At 60.8% G+C, this 20,021-nt stretch carries 19 protein-coding genes and 1 pseudogene; 10 read left to right on the top strand and 10 right to left on the bottom strand.

Translation table 11 applies throughout. From position 1 onward, the window contains the following. Positions 1-723, bottom strand: coding sequence for a phosphatidylcholine synthase (gene pcsA, locus ACA053_RS17695; protein ID WP_109636136.1), 723 nt, complete (start codon positions 721-723; stop codon positions 1-3). A gap of 465 nt (positions 724-1,188) precedes the next feature. On the opposite strand from pcsA, the gene ACA053_RS17690 reads away from it, so the two are divergent. Further along, entirely contained in the window at positions 1,189-1,911 is a 723-nt protein-coding gene (locus tag ACA053_RS17690) for a tellurite resistance TerB family protein (RefSeq protein ID WP_497393268.1), read from the top strand. 227 nt (positions 1,912-2,138) lie between these two features. On the opposite strand, the gene ACA053_RS17685 is transcribed toward ACA053_RS17690, so the two are convergent. Both ACA053_RS17685 and ACA053_RS17680 read right to left on the bottom strand, forming a co-directional pair. After that, the gene (locus ACA053_RS17685) at positions 2,139-3,590 is read right to left on the bottom strand and encodes a M15 family metallopeptidase (RefSeq protein ID WP_497393267.1); all 1,452 of its coding nucleotides are present in this window, start codon (positions 3,588-3,590) and stop codon (positions 2,139-2,141) included. A 169-nt stretch (positions 3,591-3,759) separates the two neighbouring features. Continuing rightward, a complete protein-coding gene (locus tag ACA053_RS17680) occupies positions 3,760-4,965 on the bottom strand; it encodes an NAD(P)/FAD-dependent oxidoreductase (RefSeq protein ID WP_497393266.1) in 1,206 nt (401 codons plus the stop codon). Between the two features lie 368 nt (positions 4,966-5,333). Here ACA053_RS17680 and ACA053_RS17675 point away from each other — a divergent pair, with 368 nt between their 5' ends. Next, on the top strand, positions 5,334-5,642 hold the full coding sequence (locus tag ACA053_RS17675) for a hypothetical protein (RefSeq protein WP_371922084.1): 309 nt from the start codon (positions 5,334-5,336) through the stop codon (positions 5,640-5,642). Positions 5,643-5,800: 158 nt separating this feature from the next. Here ACA053_RS17675 and ACA053_RS17670 read toward each other — a convergent pair whose 3' ends face one another. From ACA053_RS17670 to glcD, 4 genes are read right to left on the bottom strand one after another with little or no spacing between them, the layout of a single operon-like run. Further along, positions 5,801-6,202 carry a heme-binding protein gene (locus ACA053_RS17670; protein ID WP_109632761.1) on the bottom strand — a complete coding sequence of 134 codons (402 nt, stop codon included), beginning with the start codon at positions 6,200-6,202 and terminating at the stop codon, positions 5,801-5,803. Beyond that, on the bottom strand, positions 6,199-7,440 hold the full coding sequence (glcF, locus tag ACA053_RS17665; RefSeq protein ID WP_497393265.1) for a glycolate oxidase subunit GlcF: 1,242 nt from the start codon (positions 7,438-7,440) through the stop codon (positions 6,199-6,201). The genes ACA053_RS17670 and glcF overlap by 4 nt, the downstream gene beginning before the upstream one ends. 3 nt (positions 7,441-7,443) lie before the next feature. Next, complete coding sequence (gene glcE, locus ACA053_RS17660) at positions 7,444-8,508, bottom strand: glycolate oxidase subunit GlcE (RefSeq protein WP_497393264.1); 1,065 nt, start codon at positions 8,506-8,508, stop codon at positions 7,444-7,446. Next, the gene (glcD, locus tag ACA053_RS17655; RefSeq protein ID WP_497393263.1) at positions 8,508-10,007 is read right to left on the bottom strand and encodes a glycolate oxidase subunit GlcD; all 1,500 of its coding nucleotides are present in this window, start codon (positions 10,005-10,007) and stop codon (positions 8,508-8,510) included. Before glcD ends, glcE begins: the two co-directional genes overlap by 1 nt. A gap of 234 nt (positions 10,008-10,241) precedes the next feature. Here glcD and glcC point away from each other — a divergent pair, with 234 nt between their 5' ends. Continuing rightward, the gene (gene glcC, locus ACA053_RS17650; protein ID WP_109632754.1) at positions 10,242-11,009 is read left to right on the top strand and encodes a transcriptional regulator GlcC; all 768 of its coding nucleotides are present in this window, start codon (positions 10,242-10,244) and stop codon (positions 11,007-11,009) included. Between the two features lie 106 nt (positions 11,010-11,115). Beyond that, complete coding sequence (locus ACA053_RS17645; protein ID WP_497393262.1) at positions 11,116-11,751, top strand: hypothetical protein; 636 nt, start codon at positions 11,116-11,118, stop codon at positions 11,749-11,751. Positions 11,752-11,790: 39 nt separating this feature from the next. Here the strand turns inward: ACA053_RS17645 and ACA053_RS17640 are convergent, their stop codons facing one another. Then, on the bottom strand, positions 11,791-12,336 hold the full coding sequence (locus ACA053_RS17640) for a hypothetical protein (protein ID WP_497312025.1): 546 nt from the start codon (positions 12,334-12,336) through the stop codon (positions 11,791-11,793). A gap of 285 nt (positions 12,337-12,621) precedes the next feature. Here ACA053_RS17640 and ACA053_RS17635 point away from each other — a divergent pair, with 285 nt between their 5' ends. The 5 genes from ACA053_RS17635 (at position 12,622) to ACA053_RS17615 (ending at position 18,027) form a co-directional block, all read left to right on the top strand. Then, positions 12,622-14,625 (top strand): aminotransferase class I/II-fold pyridoxal phosphate-dependent enzyme, encoded by a 2,004-nt coding sequence (locus tag ACA053_RS17635; protein ID WP_497312023.1) that lies wholly within the window; start codon positions 12,622-12,624, stop codon positions 14,623-14,625. Positions 14,626-14,653: 28 nt separating this feature from the next. Next, the gene (locus ACA053_RS17630) at positions 14,654-15,454 is read left to right on the top strand and encodes a transporter substrate-binding domain-containing protein (RefSeq protein ID WP_497393261.1); all 801 of its coding nucleotides are present in this window, start codon (positions 14,654-14,656) and stop codon (positions 15,452-15,454) included. Positions 15,455-15,602: 148 nt separating this feature from the next. Beyond that, the gene (locus ACA053_RS17625; RefSeq protein WP_109632746.1) at positions 15,603-16,316 is read left to right on the top strand and encodes an ABC transporter permease; all 714 of its coding nucleotides are present in this window, start codon (positions 15,603-15,605) and stop codon (positions 16,314-16,316) included. A 5-nt stretch (positions 16,317-16,321) separates the two neighbouring features. Beyond that, positions 16,322-17,020 (top strand): ABC transporter permease, encoded by a 699-nt coding sequence (locus ACA053_RS17620; RefSeq protein ID WP_109636133.1) that lies wholly within the window; start codon positions 16,322-16,324, stop codon positions 17,018-17,020. Then, positions 17,020-18,027, top strand: coding sequence for a DMT family transporter (locus tag ACA053_RS17615; protein ID WP_109632744.1), 1,008 nt, complete (start codon positions 17,020-17,022; stop codon positions 18,025-18,027). Before ACA053_RS17620 ends, ACA053_RS17615 begins: the two co-directional genes overlap by 1 nt. Here the strand turns inward: ACA053_RS17615 and ACA053_RS17610 are convergent. After that, positions 17,983-18,468 (bottom strand): annotated as a pseudogene (locus tag ACA053_RS17610) (TetR family transcriptional regulator C-terminal domain-containing protein); the annotation flags it as partial. The gene ACA053_RS17615 and the pseudogene ACA053_RS17610 overlap by 45 nt on opposite strands. Before the next feature lie 170 nt (positions 18,469-18,638). On the opposite strand from ACA053_RS17610, the gene ACA053_RS17605 reads away from it, so the two are divergent. After that, positions 18,639-19,655: a M14 family metallopeptidase gene (locus tag ACA053_RS17605; RefSeq protein WP_497393260.1), complete on the top strand. Its 1,017-nt coding sequence runs from the start codon at positions 18,639-18,641 to the stop codon at positions 19,653-19,655. Between the two features lie 52 nt (positions 19,656-19,707). Here the strand turns inward: ACA053_RS17605 and ACA053_RS17600 are convergent, their stop codons facing one another. Continuing rightward, positions 19,708-19,863, bottom strand: a complete 156-nt coding sequence (locus ACA053_RS17600) for a hypothetical protein (protein WP_178082311.1) — start codon at positions 19,861-19,863, stop codon at positions 19,708-19,710. Positions 19,864-20,021 lie beyond the last annotated feature (158 nt).

Genomic DNA, 20,021 nt, shown 5'->3' with positions numbered 1-20,021 from the left:
TTACTTGTGACGCGATCCGTCAAACCACTCCATGGCGGTGCGCCAGATGCAGATGCCGAGAAAGTAAGCCGACATCAGCAGCCAAAGCCCCATCACCATCGGGTTGACCACCGGATGGTTCACCACCAGCGACAAGCTGCACAGCAACCAGATGGCGGTCACGGCGATGTTGATCGGCATGAACTTGCGCACGCGGAACGGGTGCAGGAATTTCATCCGCGTTACGGTCAGCAAGGCCAGGCCGATGACGGTCAGGAAGGTAATCCACGGCGACGGGGCGATGATGTACAGGCACAGGGCCACGACGTTCCACGCGGCGGGGAAGCCCTGGAAGTAGTTGTCCTTGCTTTTCATGTTGACGTTGCAGAAGCAAAACAGCGACGAAACCAGAATCAGCGACACGGTCAGCAGCAGCGTGTAGTCCGGCAACGGGATGTAGCGATAGATGAATAATGCAGGGATGAACACATACGTCAGGTAGTCGATCACCAGATCGAGGATCGACCCATCGAAGCTCGGCAGCACCGACTGCACATTGACCTTGCGTGCCAGGGCACCGTCCAGCCCGTCGACGATCAGGGCCACGCCCAGCCACAGCAGGCAGTTGGTGGCCTGGTTCTCCAGCAGGGCGAGGGTGGCGAGGAAGGCAGTGACCACGCCGGTGGCGGTAAAACCATGGGCGCCCCATGCTTTGAGCCTGGCGATGTGTAGGGTGGATATCACGGGGGCGTTCTCCAGAAAGTGAAGCAAGCCAGTCATCACCCTCGTTATCAAGGGCGGCGGCAAACCGGTTCGGTTGCAGGTATCGACCGGAAATCCGGGAATAAGGTTCACCGTCAGTGAATCTTAGCTGGGCCGGCAAGAAATACTTCGGATTAATCCGCAAGGCTTTCCACTTAAACACGGCGCTTCAGGCACATCTGCCTTTGTGGTGAGGGGATTTATCCCCGTTCGGCTGCGAAGCAGTCGTAAATCCGGACAATTGAGTCTCTTTGAAAGGACGCTGGGGGCCGCTTCGCGACCCAACGGGGATAAATTCCCTCACCACAGGGTTCTTGCTCGGCTGAGGATGGTTTCGTTTTCTTCGCCAGTCGGGTCTGTGTCATGTCAGCCAAACGGTGGTGGCGCATTCAGTAGCGAGGACTATTGTTGCCAGACCGGGTCACTCCCATCGATGAGGACGTCGTCATGAACACCAGCGATTTGCTCGAACAACTCCTGCGGGCCGGCCAGGGCTCCGGGGCGCAACAGGGTGGCGCATCCGCTCAGGGCGGCATCGGCGGCGGGCTTGGCGGGTTGCTGGGCGGCCTGTTGGGCGGTGGCGGCGGTTCAGCCATGGGTGGCGGCGGACTGGGTGGATTGCTCGGTGGCCTGCTGGGAGGCGCTTCGCCCATGGGCGGTGCGACCCGGACCCGCGCGGGTGGCGGCACCAACTATGCGGCCCTGGCTTCCCTCGGGATGATGGCCTTCCAGGCGTATCAGGCGTGGCAACGCAGTCAGGCGGCTGCGCCGCAACAGGCACCGCGCACGGTCGACTTGTTGTCCGGCCCGGAAGTCGAGGACCACAGCCATGCGATCCTGCGCGCGTTGATTGCGGCGGCCAAGGCTGATGGCCGGATCGATGAATCCGAGAAGCAGATGATCAGCACCGAAATTGGCCGCCACACCGACGACCCGCAGCTGCAGCAATGGCTGGATGACGAAGTTGCCCGGCCGCTGGATGCTGCCGATGTGGCGCAGTCGGCAACGGATCCTGGCATGGCATCAGAGATGTACCTGGCCAGTGTGATGCTGGTGGACGATCAGCAGGATGCCGAGCGCAACTATCTGGATGAGCTGGCGGCTGCACTGAAGATTGATCCGCAGCTGCAAGTGCATCTGGAGCAGCAGGCCAAGCGTGGTGTGGCATAAGTGATGTAATCCCGAACGCCCTTGACCTGTAGCAGCTGCCGAGCTTGCGAGGCTGCGTTCGTCTACGCAGCAGTCGTCAATCCTTCAAGCTGCGTGCGCCTGAAGGAATACAGGGGGCCGCTTCGCAGCCCAACGGGGGCAAGCCTCCTCGCTACAACGGCAGCTGCAGGGGCTCCGCGCTTACTCGACTGGGACGTGGTTACTCAGCACTCGATTCACCTGTTCTATCAATGCTGCGGCAACTTCCAGCGTCCACGCCATTGCTCATACTGCCCCTCAGGCATTTGCACCAACACCGGAGACTCACGAGGATCCAGCCACTCGAACAACCGCGAAATATCCCCCTGACCCATCGCCGTACACCCCAACGTAGGTGAGTCAGGACCGCGCCAGATATGGAAAAAAATGCACGAACCGCCACCGGGTGACGCCGGCGTGTTGTGCTCGATAAAGATGCCTTTGCGGTAGCCATCCTCTTTGCGCATCCGCTCAGAGCTGTTCCAGTCCTTGGCTGTCGCCGCGCCGTCTACCAGTTCGTTGTAACGTGCGGATTTGCTGTCATCCACGCATTCAGTGGTTGATGTCAGCGCGAGATAAGGCAGTTTTGTATTGCCCGTCGTGTCGTAGCCGAACGCCGTTCCAAGCTTGAATATCCCCGCAGGCGCTTTCCCGTCTCCTTCACGTTTGACCGGTCCTTCACCGGGCTCAACGTTGCCCAGACCCTTGCCCCAGGCCATTCCGTTCTTGCCGACCACCACCGCAAACCCGTCACCGACTTTTCGAAAGCTTCCCCCAACCCGCTCATAACGCTGGGCATTGCCCTGAATGTCATCCCAGTTTTTTGTGGTGACCACAATCAGTTGGCGGCTGGTGTCCAGCACTTCGCTGGCACTCAGCGGCGTAATGGGAAAATCCATCACGTTCTTCGTCGCTCCCTCGCCACCAAAAGTGAAGTGCCACCACTCTTTCGAGTACCCGGCAAATCCCTCTTTTTCCATGGCGCTGCTGAGTCGCTGACGGTTTTCCTTTGCGGTCGCATTGATGGTCGGGTTGGCGGTATGCGCGCGCTCATCAAAGCAATCGTACCCGGTGCCCATGTCGAGTGCGCCGTCGTGCCAGCGTTGGGCATACGGCGCGGTGCAATCGACTTGTGCGGCCGAGGGTGTCCAGGTGTCGGCGGATGGTGCCTTGGGGCCGGTCAGCGTCAGGTCGACGGTTGAGCCTCTGGAGTGATTCGACACCCGCGCCACATACCCCAGTCGCCAGAAGTCCTGCTTGTCCACGCGCGGATAGAACTCGGCCTTGCGCGGGTCTCCCGGCTCAGTCGCGAAGCGGCCCATATCGGCCACCGCACGGCTGGGTCGATAGCAGTCGAACACCTTCAAACCGTAGCCTTGCTTTTGAAGTGCCTGTTGCACCCGGGCGAGGGCCTGGGCGGTGTCCAGCGACAGCAGGCATTCGGCAGCGGTGTAACCGTCGAGTGGGTGTCCGGTGAAGTTGTGGGCGCTGGCGTAGCGGATGTCTTGCTCGATGGTGGGGTCAATCGTGCGCAGATAGACCATGTGTTCCGGCTTTGGCTCGGCACTGGCCATGCCAGGAACGATGAAGCTCAGCAACAGCAGCGATCGCAGGCACGGGCGGCGGCGCGATTGATTCGGGAATGGTAGCAAGGAGGGCATACGAACCTTCAGGTTTAAGCGCATGAAGTTTTTGTCCGGAGAACACTTCAAACGGAGCTTAAACCATGACTGCCCGTGTATGGCCGATTCATGTCCGGCAGCAGGCTTTACGGTGCAAAAACGAAGACGCCCGCGATGTTGTCGCGGGCGCCAGGTTCAGGCCAGGTCTTCAGGCCACCGGAATCATCGGGTCAGCCGCTGCCAAAGCAATGGCCCGATCAGCGGCTGGCGGGTAGATCCACTGGGTGTTGATCTGCGTCTTGAGCTCCTTGGCTTCGTCCTTGACCAGTTTGAGCTGGCGATCCCAGCCTTCGGTGAACACCGCGCCCCAGGCACCCAGGTCGAGGCAGGTCACGTATTTCGGTTGACGGTAAGGGGTTGGCGCGACGCCCAGCAGATCCGCAGCAACGTTGTTCCCGGCGTGACGGCCCAGGGCGATCGCATGCTGGCACGACATGGCGGCGAAATTGCCAAGGTCGTCGGTGGCGGCATAGGCGACGTCGCCGGCGGCATAGACATGCTTCTGGCCCAACACTTTCAGGTTTTCATCGACGTGCAGGCGTCCTTGCGGATCGCGATCGCTGGTCAGATGTTCGGTCAGCGGACTGGCGCGGAAACCGACGGTCCAGATCACCGTTTGCGCCTCGATGTGGCGGCCATCGGCGAGGGTAACGCCGTTGGCGTCCACCGCAGCAACACTCGCGTTGACGATCCATTCGACGCCCAGGTGTTCGGAGGCCTCGATGAGCGACGGACGAATGCCGTCACCCAACGTCGCACCGATCTGCGGCGCGCGGTCGACGATGATCACGCGTACGTCCTGGTCATCGCCCAGCACAGCCCGCAGGCGTGCCGGCATCTCGGTGCCGGTCTCGATTCCGGTAAAGCCGCCACCGGCGACCACCACCGTGTTGCGGGCAACGTTGTACGGCTTGTCCTTGAGGGATTTGATGTGGTTTTCCAAACGCACGGCGGCTTCGATCTGGTCCACGTCGAAGGCGTGCTCGGCAAGGCCTGGCACTGCTTTCGGACGGGCCAACTGGCTGCCGGCCGCCAGCACCAGACGGTCGTAGCTCAACGCTCCCTCGCGACCCGCTTCATCGCGGTAGCTGACGGTCTTTGCCTGCTCGTCGATGCGCTCGGCCATGCCTTTGACGAAACGTACGCCGACCGAGTCGAACAGTGCGTCCAGCGGGGCGAACATCTTGTGCACGTCGGGTTCGTAGAAGCGGGGACGGATGCGCAATTCCGCCTGAGGCGCCAGTAAGGTGATGTCCACGTCGTTATGGTCGTGCATGTCCAGCAGACGTGCGGCGCTCAATGCACTCCATACACCACCGAACCCCGCACCGATAACCAGAATTTGCTGTTTCATGATTTGTTCCTGAAAAGAGTGGTCAATAGTCTTGAAGGTGTTTTTCAAGTTGGCGGGACGGCAGTCGTCCGCTGTGAGTGCAGGGTATTGACGGAGTCTGCTGGGCGCACTTCTACATCGGTTCAGCAAAGTCATACTTCAGTGCGCGGAAGATATACCAAGGTATTAGCGGGAGGAGGGTGGTCTTGATGCAGTCCAGCAGTTTGTCGGCGTCACAGGGTTCAGGCAGCCAGGCAACCGTGTGAAGCGATCCACCGTTAACGGGCAAAAGAGGCATTTTGCTGGCCCCGCAGCTTCAAAGTTGTCGCCAAAATCACTTCATTTTCAGGTGGTTAGGCGGAATGCAATTGCGAAGTGTATTTGTCACGATGATCTCGTTTGCCCTGGCCAGCGTTGCAGCCACTGCCCAGGCCAAGGAACTGGCCTCCAATGATCGGTATATGTGCAGCTGGGGAGCGGGAACGGCAGCGAGGGCCCAGGAACTGAAGCTGGCCGGGGTCTCGCTGTATGCCGCCCGGCAGAAGATTCAGGCGTACAAATTCAACAAGGCGTGGATGCGCATGATGGCGATGGGCATCACCGAGCAGACCTACGACAGCAAGTCGCGATTCAAGCCGGCGGATGTCCGGCAGAGTTTTTATGAGGAGTGCGTGCGGTACAAGTTGGCGCGTAAATAGACAAGCGAATAGTTCGATATCGGTCAGTTAAGCGTAACCTCCTGTGGGAGCGGGCTTGCTCGCGAAAGCGGTGTATCAGTCGACATCAATGTTGACTGTGCTGCCGCCTTCGCGAGCAAGCCCGCTCCCACAGGGTTCTGCGGTGTGATCTGGTTTTCTCAGTTCAGGCACTGCGCCCCGGCCTTGGCCACTTGCGCATCCTGCTCGGCTTTCACGCCAGACACACCCACTGCGCCAATCACCTGACCGTCGACAATAATAGGCACGCCACCTTCAAGGGAAGTCAGCAACGGCGCCGACAAAAACGCGGACCGTCCTCCGTTGACCATCTCTTCATAACCCTTTGATTCACGCCGGCCAAGGGCGGAAGTGCGGGCCTTTTCGGTGGCGATGTAGGCGCCGATCGGCGCGCAACCGTCAAGGCGTTCCAGGGCCAGAGGATGGCCTCCATCGTCGACAATCACGATGGTCACGGCCCATTGATTGTTCTGCGCTTCACTGCGGGCGGCGCTGAGAATCCGGCTGACTTCGGTCTGGCTCAGTACGGCTTTGCTTTTCATGGGAATACTCCGGGGCTCGATGGGGGCAACGCGGCTTCGACCAGCTCGATCCAGTGCCGGACCGGGGTTCGGCCCGCCCCGTCGAGGTGCGACTGACAGCCGATATTGGCCGTGACAATGACTTCGGGATGACCGCTTTCCAGCGCATTGAGTTTGTTGTCGCGCAGTTGCCGGGACAGCTCCGGTTGGGTCAACGAATAGGTGCCCGCCGAGCCGCAACACAGATGACCATCAGGAACGAACGTCAGGTTGAAACCCAGCCTCGTCAGCAGCGCTTCAACCGCTCCGCCGAGCTTTTGTGCGTGCTGCAAGGTACAGGGGCAATGAAATGCCAGGCGCTGATCGCTGTGTATGCCGAGCTTTTCCAACGGCTCGTCGCGCAGTACTTCAACCAGATCCCTGGCCAACGCACTGACCTTCCTGGCCTTCTCGGCATACGCCGGATCGGCGCTAAGCAGGTGGCCGTAGTCCTTGATGAAGGCGCCGCAACCGCTGGCGGTTTGCACAATTGCCTCGGCGCCTTGCTCAATGCTCGGCCACCACGCGTCGATATTGCGGCGCGCGCGATCAAGGCCGGCCGCTTGCGCGTCCAGGTGATAATCGACCGCGCCGCAGCACCCGGCCTCGCGAGCCGGCATAACGCTGATCCCCAGTCGATCCAGGACACGCGCGGTGGCCGCGTTGGTGTTCGGCGACAGACTCGGCTGCACGCAGCCTTCAAGCATCAGCACTTGCCGCGCGTGGCGGGCGGTCGGATGTTGTTTGGCCGGATACACATGGCGCGGCAACTTGGCTCGCAGCGTGTTGGGCAGCAGCGCACGGAACACCTGGCCGCTGCTGACCAATGCTTTGAACAGCCCCGGATTGGGCACGATGCCGCGCAGGCCTTCGCGCAACAAGCGCTGGTCGAGTGAGCGCGGCACCGCTGCATCGACCACCGCGCGGCCGATGTCGAGCAAGTTGTGATAGTCGACGCCCGAGGGGCAGGTGGTTTCGCAATTACGGCATGACAGGCAGCGATCCAGATGTTGTTGAGTCTTCTGGGTGACCTCGTTGCCTTCCAACACTTGCTTGATCAGGTAGATGCGCCCGCGCGGTCCGTCCAGTTCATCGCCGAGCAGTTGATAGGTCGGGCAGGTGGCATTGCAGAAGCCGCAATGCACGCAGGTGCGCAGAATGCTCTCGGCTTCTTCGGCGCGGGGCAGTTGGCGGGCCTGTTCGCTCAAGGTGGTCTGCATGGGTCAAAGCTCCGCGTACAGGCGACCGGGGTTGAAGAGGCCCCGGGGATCAAGTTGGTCCTTCAAGTTGCGGTGGTAGCGCATCAGTGCTGCGGGCAGCGGTTGGAACGGGCTGTCGATCAGACCGTGGCTGTAACAGGTCACATGCCCGCCGACTTCATCGACGACCTTGCGAATGAACGCCGCTTCTGCATCTGATTTGAGCCAGCGCTGGGCGCCGCCCCAGTCGATCATTTGCAGGCCGGGCAGGGAAAGCCGAGGGGTGTTGTGCGGGACGGACAAGCGCCAGAGCGGCTGGTCTTCATCAAAGAAACTCAACCGATGTTCGTTGAGATCCGCCCAATACGAACCCTCCAGCAACTCGCCACCCAAGCGGTCATGCGCTGCTTTCACCGAGCCTTCGCCACCTTCAAGCCGCAGGTGCAGGCGCTGACCGTCGTGACACGCAGCGCTGATCGGCAGCGGTTGCTGGCCCCATTCGGCGAGGCGCAGCAAGGCACGATCACTGTCCATTTCCAGACTGATGCTCAAGCATTGCCGAGGTTTGGGCAGGACCTTGAGCGAGACTTCGGTAATGACACCCAGCGAACCATAGCTGCCGGCCATCAAGCGCGACAGGTCGTAGCCGGCGACGTTTTTCATGACTTCGCCGCCGAAGCGCAGATGCTTGCCGTGGCCGGTGATGACCCGTGTCCCGAGGACGAAGTCCCGGACCGATCCTGACCACGGACGCCGCGGTCCCGACAACCCGCTGGCAATCATTCCGCCCACGGTAGCGCCGTCACCGAAGGAGGGCGGTTCGCACGGCAGCATCTGCTGCGCCGCGTCCAACACCACGGCCAATTCAGACAGTGGCGTGCCGCAGCGTGCGGTGATTACCAGTTCGGTCGGGTCGTAGCTGACGATGCCGCGGTGGCTGCGCGTGTCGAGGACTTCTCCCGCCGCGATCCTGCCCAGGAACGCTTTGCTGTTGGAGCCCTGGATGCGCAACGGGATGGCGTTTTGCAGAGCCAGGTTGACCTGCTCCAGCAGGCTGGCGCTGTCATCGATATCGTGTTCGCTGCGCATCAGAAGCGCTCCAGGTCCGGGAAGGGCAACTGACCCATGTGGACATGCATCGCGCCGAACTCGGCGCAGCGGTGCAAGGTTGGAATGTTCTTGCCCGGATTGAGCAGACCGCCCGGATCGAACGCGGCTTTGACGGCATGAAACAGGGTCAACTCATCACTGTTGAACTGCGCGCACATTTGATTGATTTTCTCGCGGCCGACCCCGTGTTCGCCGGTGATACTGCCGCCGACTTTCACGCACAATTCGAGGATCTTGCCGCCCAGGGCTTCGGCGCGATCGAGTTCGCCGGGCTGGTTGGCATCGAACAGAATCAGCGGGTGCATGTTGCCGTCGCCGGCGTGGAAAACGTTGGCCACGCGCAGGTCGTATTCGGCCGACAGTGCGGCAATCGCCTGCAGCACGCCGGGCAGCTCGCGGCGCGGAATCGTCCCGTCCATGCAGTAATAATCCGGCGAGAGGCGACCCACCGCCGGGAACGCATTCTTGCGCCCGGCCCAGAAGCGCACGCGTTCGGCTTCATCTTTTGCCTGGCGCACTTCGGTGGCGCCGGCCTGTTCCAGCACTTGGCGCACGCGGTCGCAGTCATCGTGAACGTCGGCTTCGACGCCATCGAGTTCGCACAGCAGAATGGCTTCGGCGTCGACCGGATACCCCGCGTGGATAAAGTCTTCGGCGGCGCGAATCGCCAGGTTGTCCATCATCTCCAGGCCACCGGGAATGATGCCGGCGGCAATAATATCGCCCACGGCGCGACCGGCTTTTTCAACGGAATCGAACGCCGCCAGCAGCACCTTGGCGGTTTGCGGTTTGGGCAGCAGTTTGACCGTGACTTCGGTGATCACCCCGAGCATGCCTTCGGAACCGGTGAACAACGCCAGCAGATCAAAACCCGGGGAGTCGAGCGCTTCGGAGCCCAGGCTCAGGTGTTCGCCATCGACGGTGAGGATGTCGACTTTGAGCAGGTTGTGCACGGTCAGGCCGTATTTCAGGCAATGCACGCCGCCGGCGTTTTCGGCGACGTTGCCGCCGATGGAACAGGCGATCTGCGAGGAGGGATCCGGCGCGTAGTACAAGCCGAACGGCGCGGCGGCCTGGGAAATTGCCAGGTTGCGCACACCCGGCTGGACCCGTGCGGTACGGGCAGCGGGGTCGATGTGCAGGATGTTATTGAAGCGCGCCATCACCAGCAGCACGCCTTTCTCCAGCGGTAACGCACCGCCGGACAACCCGGTGCCGGCGCCGCGAGCGACCACCGGGACGTGAAATTCATGGCAGAGTTTAAGCACGCCCTGGACTTCGTCGAGATGGCGCGGCAGCACCACCAGCATCGGCGTGGTGCGGTAAGCGGAAAGTCCGTCGCATTCGTACGGCTTGAGTTCTTCCTGCTGATGCAGGACTTCCAGGCCTGGCAAGCGAGCGCGCAGTGCCTGGAGCAGTGCCGCTCGGTCGACATCAGGCAGAACGCCGTCGACGCGCTCATCGTAGAGGATGTTCATAGGCAGTTCACGACCCTCCGTTGTTTTTATTAGAGGCCTGTTTCCGGTGAAAGCTCGCTTGCATCATTGGCCTGACGCGTCCTACTGTCCATGGGTTGTTTGAGTGGTCGAACCAGTTCCTTGGCGGTGATTTCCGAGTTCATGGAAAAAATAAGCGTCTAAACAGGCAGTTAGAGTTGTATTCGAACGTGTCGGGTTTTGCCGGCAACGCTGGTCATACCAGTTGGAGGCTCGATGGACAGTGCGCAAGTGACCCGCAATCCTCAAGTCGCAGACGTGGTCTGTGAACGCATAGAGCGCCTGATCGTGGACGGGGTCCTCAAGACCGGGCAGCTGTTGCCCTCGGAACGGCGCCTGACCGAAAAGCTCGGCGTCTCGCGCACAGCGCTGCGCGAGGGCCTGAAATTGCTGCGTGCCCGGGGGATTATCAAGACGGAGCAGGGCAAGGGATCGTTTGTCGCGGATCTGTCGGGTCAGGGCGCCGCATCGCCGCTGATGCATTTGTTCAGCTCGCAACCGCGCACGCTCTACGATTTGTTCGAGGTGCGCAGCCTGCTGGAAGGCGAGTCCGCTCGGCTGGCCGCCTTACGGGGCACCGAGGCGGATTTTGTCCTCATCACCCGCAGCTATGAAGCCTTGCTCGATGCTCACACGCGGTCGATGGAAGCGAGCGAACACGCGCGGCTCGATCATGCCTTTCACTTGGCGATTTGCGAGGCCTCGCACAACCCGGTGCTGGTGCAAACCTTGCGCTCGCTGACGGACTTGCTGCTCAACACGGTGTTCGCCTCGGTCAACAACCTCTACCACCGCGCACCGCAAAAGCGCCAGATCGACCGGCAGCACGCCCGGCTCTACAACGCCGTGACCGGTCGCATGCCCGAGCAGGCGCGCAAGGCCGCCATCGCGCACATCCAGAGCATCTGCGAGAACCTCAGGGAAATCGAAAGCGAAGAGCAGCGTCTGGTCAGGGCCACGTTGCGGCTGGAAGGGTGGGCGTGAGGCAGCTCGTTTTTAAGTGATGGCCTTTTACAATCGCTGACAACGCTCTAGAATCGCGGCCAGCCTCCCGCATGGAGGCGCTATGCCATCATTTAAGGGAGTTGTCATGCAATTTGGGAAAGTTCTAGGGTTGGCCTTGGTGCTCGGGCTAAGTGGTTGCGCCAGCTTCACCAAAGACGAAGTCGCTCCGGTCAACCTGCCGTCGATGTCCAGTTATTCGAACAAACCGAACGTCTATGTAGACTTCGATTTCTATCAAGGCGAGCCGAAAAGCGCTTCAGCCGTCGAAATGCCGCAAGCACGCGACATGCTAAAACCCGAACTGCAAAAAGTGCTGAGCGATTCCGGTCTGTTCGGCCGTGTCACGCTGGACGAGTTCCAGAAACAGCCGGGTGATTACAACCTGCGCTTGAAGGTTTACAACCATCCACCGGGCGGTGGTCAGCTGGTCATGGCCTTTATCAGCGGCCTGACGTTTACCGTCATTCCGACCATGGCGACCGACCAATACACCATGAGCCTGGAGACACTCGACTCGCAAGGGCAAACGCTGACCAACGCGAGCAACCATGACGGGATCAACACCTGGATGGGCATCTGGTTTGTGCCGTTGATGGCCAACACCCCGAAAGAGGCAATCACCGATACCTTCAGCCGCCAGGTCAATGCGTTGCTCAAGCAGGTGGTCGAGAGCAAAAGCCTGAAGTACTCGGCACTCGATGCAAACGTGCCGCGAGCCTGACAAAAAACAAGAGCCGCATGAGCGGCTCTTTTTTTGCCCTTACTTGAGGGCTTGAATGAACTGCGGGTCGCTGTACAACGTCTTCAGCAAATCACGAACCATCGGGTTGTAGGCATTGGCGGCATTGGGAATCGCGATGGCGCCGAAAAAGCTACTGTCCCACTGGCGGCTGACATCCTTGGTCGCGTCGTAAACCACCTCATTACCCTTGAGCAACGTAAAGCGCGCCGCAAGCTGGCCCGTTCCGGTGCCCATGCCTGCAGTCAGCTCATTCTTGACCACCAACACATCCAGATGTCGCTGAGCTTGCGGGTTCAGCAGGCCCGCCCGGCCCAGCTCTTCGGTAATGGCATCCTGTATATGTTGCGTGATGCTGCCACTCGGCGAGCTGATCGGGTTGGCCCGGACAGTCAACGAGCCCTGACCGGCATCTGCCTTGACCTGAGCATTGCTGATCGATTGCAGGGGTGGTGTCTGCTTGAGCTGTTGGACGTTTTCGAAGCTCGGCTCATAACGGGTCATGGTCACGCCACAACCTTGCAGCAGCAGGGCGAACAGGGGGACTAACAGTAGGGACTTTTTCACGGCGTTTCCTTGCGTGAGTGTTTGCGGGGGCAGGATTATCGGTTGATGGCAGATGGCTAGCAACTGGCTTTTAAACGTCTTGTCGACGGCGGCGAGCCGCTTGTCGAAGCCTTTCGTTTTGTCGGCCTGGAAACGGCACGACTGTCGTAAAAACGACCTGTTTACGCTGAACGCGAACCCTGGTCACTTTTCTGTTGAACGAGTGTTCAGCTTCGACTATGTTCGTTCCACCTCCCCGGCTGGTAGCGCGGGCTTGCGTTTCTTCTATTCGAACGAGGCACTGGCATGCGGTTTTCACCCTTTGTTGAGCGGATTTCAGGCGACGGCGTTGCCGCCTGGGATATTCACAATGCGGCCTTTGAAGCCCAACGCCGTGGTGAGGATGTGATCATTCTCAGCGTTGGCGATCCGGATTTTCCCACCCCCGACTTCATCACTGATGCCGCGATTCATGCGTTGCGCGAAGGGGACACGCACTACACCGAAATCGCCGGGCGCCAGGCGTTGCGAGAAGCCATCGCCACCCGATACAGCTTGCTGTTCGACCGCGAGGTGACGGCACCCAACGTGATCATCGCGGCGGGGGCACAGAACGCGCTGTTCATCACCTCGATGTGCCTGCTCAATACCGGCGACGAAGTGATTGCCCTGGACCCGATGTACGTGACCTACGAGGCGACGCTCAAGGCTTCCGGCGCCACGCTGGTTCGGGTGCCGTGCGCGGCGGATTCAGGTTTTCGCCTCGATGCCGCCGTGCTGGCCAAGGCCATCACCCCGCGCACCCGGGCGCTGTTCTTCTCCAATCCAAATAACCCCACCGGCGTGGTGCTCAACCGCGAAGAGCTGCAAGCCATTGCCGACCTCGCCATCCAGCATGACCTGTGGGTCGTGGTGGACGAGGTCTATGAGAGCCTGACCTTCGAACGCGAACACCTCAGCCTGGCGGCATTGCCGGGCATGGCCGAGCGCTGCGTGGTGGTCGGCAGTCTGTCGAAATCCCACGCCATGACCGGCTGGCGTACCGGCTGGATCGTCGCCGATGAAGCCCTCGTGGCGCATGCCGAAACCCTGGTGTTGAGCATGCTTTACGGCTTGCCGGGCTTTGTCATGGAGGCCGCGCTCAAGGCGGTTCAGGCCCATGAAGACGTGACCCACGGCATGCGCGACATCTATCGGCGTCGCCGCGATCTGGTGGTGACCAGCCTGTCGGAGTGCCCGGGCATTTCAGTGCTCAACCCCGATGCCGGCATGTTCGTGCTGGTGGACGTGCGAGAAACCGGCCTGACTTCTCTGGAGTTCGCCTGGCGGCTGTTGCGTGAGGCGCGCGTCTCGGTGTTGGACGCGGCCGCTTTCGGCGAGCCGGCCCAAGGCTTTGTGCGGCTCTCATTCACCCTGGGTGAAGAACGACTGGCCCAAGCCTGCCAGCGCATCCGCGATTTTGTCCTGGTGTTGAAAGGTGAAGCGCCGCGCCCGGTGATCAGCCGTGTCACCTGCGAAGCGATTGCTGAACCGGTCAAGGCCAAGACCATGATTGAGGTCGATGGCCTGCACAAACGCTTCGGCAATATCGAGGTGCTCAAAGGCGTTTCCCTGACGGCCCGTGAAGGCGATGTGATCTCGCTGATCGGTGCCAGCGGCTCGGGCAAAAGTACTTTGCTGCGCTGCATCAACATGCTCGAAGTGCCGGACCAGGGGCGCATTCTGGTGGATGGCGAAAGCATCCACCTGAACTTCGACCGTCCCGGTGCACCGCTGGTGAAGGATGCCAAGCAACTGGTGCGCATCCGTTCCAGCCTGGGCATGGTGTTCCAGAACTTCAACCTCTGGCCCCATCGCACGGTGCTGGAAAACCTCATCGAAGCGCCGACCCAGGTCCTGCGTGAAAGCCGTGCGGAGGCCACCGAGCGGGCTGAAGCCTTGCTCGAACGCGTGGGGCTATCAGCCAAGCGCAACGAGTACCCGGCGTTTCTTTCCGGGGGACAGCAACAACGGGTGGCCATCGCCCGGGCCTTGGCCATGCGGCCCAAGGTCATGCTGTTCGATGAACCCACCTCGGCACTCGACCCGGAACTGGTCGGCGAAGTGCTGCGGGTGATCCGCTCCCTCGCGGAAGAAGGCCGGACCATGATTCTGGTGACTCATGAAATGGCGTTTGCCCGCGATGTATCTTCCAAAGTCGCCTACTTGCACCAAGGGCTGATCGAGGAAACCGGTTCGCCGGACGAAGTGTTCGTACACCCACGCAGCGAGCGTTGCCGGCAGTTCGTCAACGCTCATCAGACTCGCTGAAAACATCATAAAAAGACGGGGCAAAATCATGGGAAATCGACGTTTGGCAAACTGGATGACGGGCGTGGCCTGCGTGTTGCTGGCTGGTATGAGCGCGGCCCAAGCTCAAACTCAGCCGCAGCCGATCAGGTTCGCGGTCGCAGCGGAACCCTATCCGCCGTACACCGAGAAGCAGGCCAACGGTGAATGGAAAGGTTTTGAAGTCGACCTGATCCACAAGCTGTGCAGCGAAATGAAAGCCGAGTGCGAGATCAAGGAAGTGGCGTGGGACGGGATCATTCCGTCGTTGCTGGCGAAGAAGATCGACGTGATTTTCTCTTCGATGTCGGTGACAGAAGAACGGGAAAAACAGATCGCCTTCAGCAAAGCGTATTACGACTCTGTGATTGCGATTGTCGGGCCCAAAGGCGCGTCGGTGAAAAAGTATCCGGATGACCTCAAGGGCAAGATCATCGGTGTGCAGAACTCGACGGTGAGCGCCAGCTACCTCAAGCAGTACTACGAAAAAATCGCTGACGTGAAGTATTACGACACCCAAGACTCGGCCAACGCCGATCTGATTGCCGGGCGCATCGACCTGATGATGGCGGACGGTACGGCCATGGCGGCTTTCGTCCAGACCCTGGATGCCCGCAACAGCAACCTCGAGTACCTGGGCGCCGTGCCGTATGACCCGATCTTCGGCAAGGGCGTGGGCGCCGGTCTGCGCAAGGATGACGCCGAACTCAAGGCCAAACTCGACAAGGCCATCTCCTCTTTACTGGCCAGCAAAGACTATGACGACCTGTCCCAGCACTACTTCGGTACCAGCGTGAAACCCGCGTTCTGATCTGAACACAGATCCCTGTGGGAGCGGGCTTGCTCGCGAAAGCGGTGGGTCAGTCGACATTTTTGCTGAATGTCAGGCCGCCTTCGCGAGCAAACCCGCTCCCACAGGGGATTGCGTCAGACAGTGATTGCGCTAACCGGAGACTGAAATGCCAGCCATGTTCGAATTGATCAACTTCAGCGAAACAGGATGGGGCGGTGCGCTGTTGAAGGGGCTCTGGATGACCCTGCAAATATCGGCCGGGGCCTTTGTGCTCGGGCTGTTCATCGGTCTGGTGGTGGCCTGCCTGAAGCTCGGCGCGCCAAAACCAATTGCTGCGCTGATGCGCGGTTACACCACCTTGTTCCGCGCGATTCCGGAGTTGCTGCTGATCCTGTTGCTGTACTACGTCGGCTCCATGCTCCTCAATTCGCTGATGACCCAGATGGGCTACGGCACCGTGAATGTCAGCGGTCCGCTGGCCGCCATCGTGGTGCTGGGACTGGTGCAGGGCGCCTACGCCTCGGAGATTTTCCGCGCGGCGATCCAGGCGATTCCCTTCGGCCAGATCGAGGCGGCGAAGGCGTTCGGCCTGAGCGGTTTCGGCCTGTTCCGCCGCGTCACGCTGCCGATCATGGCGCCGTATGCCATGGCCGGGATGGCCAACCTGTGGATCAACCTGATCAAGGACAGCGCCTTGATCAGCGTGGTCGGCACCAATGAGCTGTTGTACACCGCCAAGCAAGGGGCGGGTTCGACGCGTCATTACTTGTTGTTCTACCTCACGGCTGCAGCGTTGTATTACGCGGTGACGTTGGTGTCCAACTACCTGTCTGGACGGCTCGAGCGGCGTATTCGTCGCTGGATGCCTTTGGCTGAGTGAATGAAATGATTCCAGCGTGGATAGTTGAATACGCGGCGCTGTTGGGCCGGGGGCTGCAAACGACCATCACCATCCTGTTGATTTCCAGCGTGTTCGGTTTTGCGCTGGCGGTGCTGGTGGCGCTGGCGCGGATCTCGAAAAACAAAGTGATCGCCAAGGTCAGCCTGTTCTACACCAGCGTGACCCGCGGCACGCCGTTGCTGATCCAGATCTACATTTTCTACTACGGTCTCGGCAGCCTGTTTGCGCAGTTCCCGCTGATACGCGGCAGTTTTCTCTGGCCATATTTGCGTGATGGCTACTGGTACATCGTGTTCGCCCTGGTGGTATCGGTGGGGGCCTATGTCGGCGAAGTGATTCGCGGCGGTCTGTTGGCGGTGCCCAAAGGCGAGATGGAAGCGGCCTCGGCGTTTGGCATGACCCCGCGTCAATCGCTGCTGCGGGTGCGCCTGCCTCGGGCGCTGCGGTTGCTGTTGCCGACACTGGCCGGGGAGACCGTGATGTTGCTGAAATCCACAGCCCTGGCCTCGACGATTGCGATTGTCGATCTGCTGGGCGCCGCCAACGTGGTGCGGGCGCAAACCCTGCAGGTTTATGAGCCGCTGTTGCTGGTGGCCGGGGTCTATGTCTGCCTGACGTTCCTGATCGAGGCGCTGTTTGCCTTGGCCGAACGGCGCGGGACGCCCGTGCGCAGGTCGGTGTAATGAGCACGTCGCAGGTCGTCGACCGGTCGCTGCAGGGCATTGGCCTGTGCACCCTGGGGTACGCGTTCCTGACGTTGCAGGACGCGGTCATCAAGTGGCTGGTGGCCGATTATTCGGTGGTCACCATCCTGTTCTGGCGCAGCCTGGTGGTGGTCGTCGCGTGTCTGTTGGCGGGGCGTCTGCGCCTGGTCCAGCGGGCCTGGCGTTCGCCGAGCCGACGCTTGCTGGTGGTGCGCGGTTTGCTGTCGATTGTCGCCTGGCTGCTGTATTACACGGCCGCCCGGGACCTGTCGCTGGCGGAAATGACCACCCTGTATTTTTCCGCGCCGATCATGGTCACGGTGCTGGCGGCGGTGATTCTCAAGGAACGGGCCAGCGGCTGGCAGTGGTTTTCCCTGATCCTCGGGTTTGTCGGGGTGATCATCGCCTGTCGCCCGAGCAACATCGCCGATCCGTGGCCGATCGTGCTGACGCTGCTGGCGGCGATGTGCTGGGCGTTCACTTACATTCAGTTGCGCCAGGTGGATGACCAGACATCAGTGTTGGAGCAGATGCTGATCACCAACGTGGTGTTTGTGCTGTGCATGACCGTCGCATTGCCCTGGACATTTACCCCGGCACCGACCCCGGCGTGGCTGGGCATGCTGGTTGCTGGGCTGGTGGGCGGCATCGGTCAGTTCCTGCTGTTCGCCAGTTTTCAGCGAGCTACCGCCACTTTGCTGGCGCCGTTCGAATACACCGGATTGATCTGGGCGTTCCTGCTGTCAAGCCTGATCTGGGGCACGCTGATGGATGTGTCGCTGATGATCGGTGCCGGGCTGATCGCGGTCAGCGGCACCCTGGCGATGATCTTCGGACGTCACCCGTCACAGGACGTCGTCGGTGCTGAATGCTCCGTGACGCAGCCCCTTTATCCAGCAACGACAGATGTGGAGGCCGTTGGCGGGGCTGAAGGTTTCGGGGTTGAGGCACCACTCGATCCAGAGTCCGTCGAGCATCGCCGATAAACCGATGGCGGCCAGACGGGTGTCGTGGATCACAAAACCTTCGCTGGCGGCCATGTCATCCAGCAACTGGCGCAGCAGATCGAGATACGCGCTGTAGCTTTTTTCGTGGGACTGGCTGACGTGTTCGGAGTGACGAATCAGGCTCCAGAACACCACCCAGGCGCCCAACAACTGAGGGTCCATGACCCGAGGCGAAAAAGAGCCGCTGAGGAACGCGTCCATCTTTTCGGCGGGCGTGCCGGCCTGCTGGATTTCCTGGAGCAGGGCGGTGGTCAGTTCGCTGGCGATCTTCTGATAAGTGTCGGCGATCAGCGCATCGATGCTGCCGAAATGGTGATTGAGCAGTCCGACGGACACCCCGGCCTCCGTGGCAATGCGGCGCACGGAAATGCCGGCATGCCCGTCACGGACCAGGCAACGCAAGGTGGCGGCCACCAGCATTTCGCGACGCTCATCGGGTTCTGCGCGACGGTTTTTAGGAGGGGGGGTGGTCACAAGGGAATCCTTGGGTGCAGTGCCAGGCTGGCGAGCTTAGTTGAACGTGCGTTCAATCTCCAGTGTCGGCAGCGATGCATCGGTTTTTAACGGTCAAGACGGGGGAGGACAAGCAGATGGCGCAGGATATTTCGTTCGGTGTTCGCAACAACAACGGCGACGCGGTGCAAGTCGGCGCCTGGCGCTTCGAGGGCGACGGCAGCGGGCCGACGGTGCATTTACAGGCGGGGGTGCATGCCGACGAAATCGCCGGGATGCTGGTGCTGCATCTGTTGATGCAACGGCTTCAGGTCGCCGAGGCGGAGGGCCGGCTCAAGGGCCGTGTGACCGTGGTGCCGCAAGCCAATCCACTGGGCATCGGGCAGTTTCGCCAAGGGCGGATTCTCGGTCGCTTTCACGACGCGACCGGGCATAACTTCAACCGCGCATTCGACCTTTCAGCCGCGATGGAACAACCCTCGACCAACGTCCAGGAATGGCAGAAAAAACTGGTGCAACTGGCGGCCACGGCGGATGTGATGCTCGACCTGCACACCGATGACGAAGCCTTGCCGTACCTCTACGTGCACCGCCGTTTCTGGCCCCGTGGCCGCGAACTGGCAGCGGCGATGAAAATGGACGTGGCGATCATCTGGGAGGACGGCGGCGACGGCTCCTTCGAAGAAACCATCATTGCGCCCTGGTTGCGCGATGGCGTCACCGACCAGCGCATGGCCGCGACCCTGGAGTTGCGCGGGCAGGGCGATGTCAGCGATCGATTGGCCGAGCAGGATGCCGCGGGACTGTACGCTTGGCTGTGCAGTTACGGGGTCATCGACGAAGCGCTGTCACCCGCTGACTGGCCCGTCGAAGTGATGCAAATGGGGCAGATGGAAACTATCCTCGCGCCGCAACCCGGGGTGCTGATCTTTGAAAAGGAACTGGGTGATTTCGTCGAGGAAGGGCAACGGTTTGCGCGGATTCTGCGACGGCCCGGTGATCCGTCTTCCGAAGTGGTGCTGGTGGCCGAGCAAGCGGGGCGGATGGTCACTCGCTATCGGGACCGGCTGGTGTCACAGGGCATGGTGGTCGCGAAATTCACCGGAAGCCGGATTTCGCGCAACTGGAGTGGCGGGTTGCTGGACCCGAACTAGGTGCGGAGCATGCGGCCATCCCCGCTGAACACACGCGGGGATGGCCTTCACGCTAGTTCCCATCCGCGACTTTGCGTTCTATCTCGTCTATTTTCCGTTGGAGCGCCTCGGCTTCATTCTCTTCGGGAGGCGTTGTTTCATCGACCTCTTCGGCGTCCCTGTCTTTGCGATCCCTTTCGGTGTCACTGACACTGTCATCGTTGTTCATCGTGCGTACCTCCGTTGACCTACACATTGGATGCAGCACCTGGGAGGGAGTTCGAGATTTTTTCCTGGGGGCCGCCGCGCACGCATTCCAGCCTGCGGGCTGTAAACTGTCCGCGCAAAAGGCATCGACCGCCTCTTTACCTCCTCAAGCACGAGATC

Source organism: Pseudomonas sp. LBUM1672 (assembly GCF_059695655.1).
The sequence above is the reverse complement of the archived record's forward strand: the minus strand, read 5'-3'. Positions and strand labels throughout refer to the sequence as shown.

Excerpts from the sequence above, each read along its gene's own strand:
- ACA053_RS17690 (WP_497393268.1), top strand. The coding sequence starts at position 1,189 with ATGAACACCAGCGATTTGCTCGAACAACTCCTGCGGGCCGGCCAGGGC.
- ACA053_RS17685 (WP_497393267.1), bottom strand. The coding sequence starts at position 3,590 with ATGCCCTCCTTGCTACCATTCCCGAATCAATCGCGCCGCCGCCCGTGC.
- ACA053_RS17680 (WP_497393266.1), bottom strand. The coding sequence starts at position 4,965 with ATGAAACAGCAAATTCTGGTTATCGGTGCGGGGTTCGGTGGTGTATGG.
- ACA053_RS17675 (WP_371922084.1), top strand. The coding sequence starts at position 5,334 with ATGATCTCGTTTGCCCTGGCCAGCGTTGCAGCCACTGCCCAGGCCAAG.
- ACA053_RS17670 (WP_109632761.1), bottom strand. The coding sequence starts at position 6,202 with ATGAAAAGCAAAGCCGTACTGAGCCAGACCGAAGTCAGCCGGATTCTC.
- glcF (WP_497393265.1), bottom strand. The coding sequence starts at position 7,440 with ATGCAGACCACCTTGAGCGAACAGGCCCGCCAACTGCCCCGCGCCGAA.
- glcE (WP_497393264.1), bottom strand. The coding sequence starts at position 8,508 with ATGCGCAGCGAACACGATATCGATGACAGCGCCAGCCTGCTGGAGCAG.
- glcD (WP_497393263.1), bottom strand. The coding sequence starts at position 10,007 with ATGAACATCCTCTACGATGAGCGCGTCGACGGCGTTCTGCCTGATGTC.
- glcC (WP_109632754.1), top strand. The coding sequence starts at position 10,242 with ATGGACAGTGCGCAAGTGACCCGCAATCCTCAAGTCGCAGACGTGGTC.
- ACA053_RS17645 (WP_497393262.1), top strand. The coding sequence starts at position 11,116 with ATGCAATTTGGGAAAGTTCTAGGGTTGGCCTTGGTGCTCGGGCTAAGT.
- ACA053_RS17635 (WP_497312023.1), top strand. The coding sequence starts at position 12,622 with ATGCGGTTTTCACCCTTTGTTGAGCGGATTTCAGGCGACGGCGTTGCC.
- ACA053_RS17630 (WP_497393261.1), top strand. The coding sequence starts at position 14,654 with ATGGGAAATCGACGTTTGGCAAACTGGATGACGGGCGTGGCCTGCGTG.
- ACA053_RS17625 (WP_109632746.1), top strand. The coding sequence starts at position 15,603 with ATGCCAGCCATGTTCGAATTGATCAACTTCAGCGAAACAGGATGGGGC.
- ACA053_RS17620 (WP_109636133.1), top strand. The coding sequence starts at position 16,322 with ATGATTCCAGCGTGGATAGTTGAATACGCGGCGCTGTTGGGCCGGGGG.
- ACA053_RS17615 (WP_109632744.1), top strand. The coding sequence starts at position 17,020 with ATGAGCACGTCGCAGGTCGTCGACCGGTCGCTGCAGGGCATTGGCCTG.
- ACA053_RS17605 (WP_497393260.1), top strand. The coding sequence starts at position 18,639 with ATGGCGCAGGATATTTCGTTCGGTGTTCGCAACAACAACGGCGACGCG.
- ACA053_RS17600 (WP_178082311.1), bottom strand. The coding sequence starts at position 19,863 with ATGAACAACGATGACAGTGTCAGTGACACCGAAAGGGATCGCAAAGAC.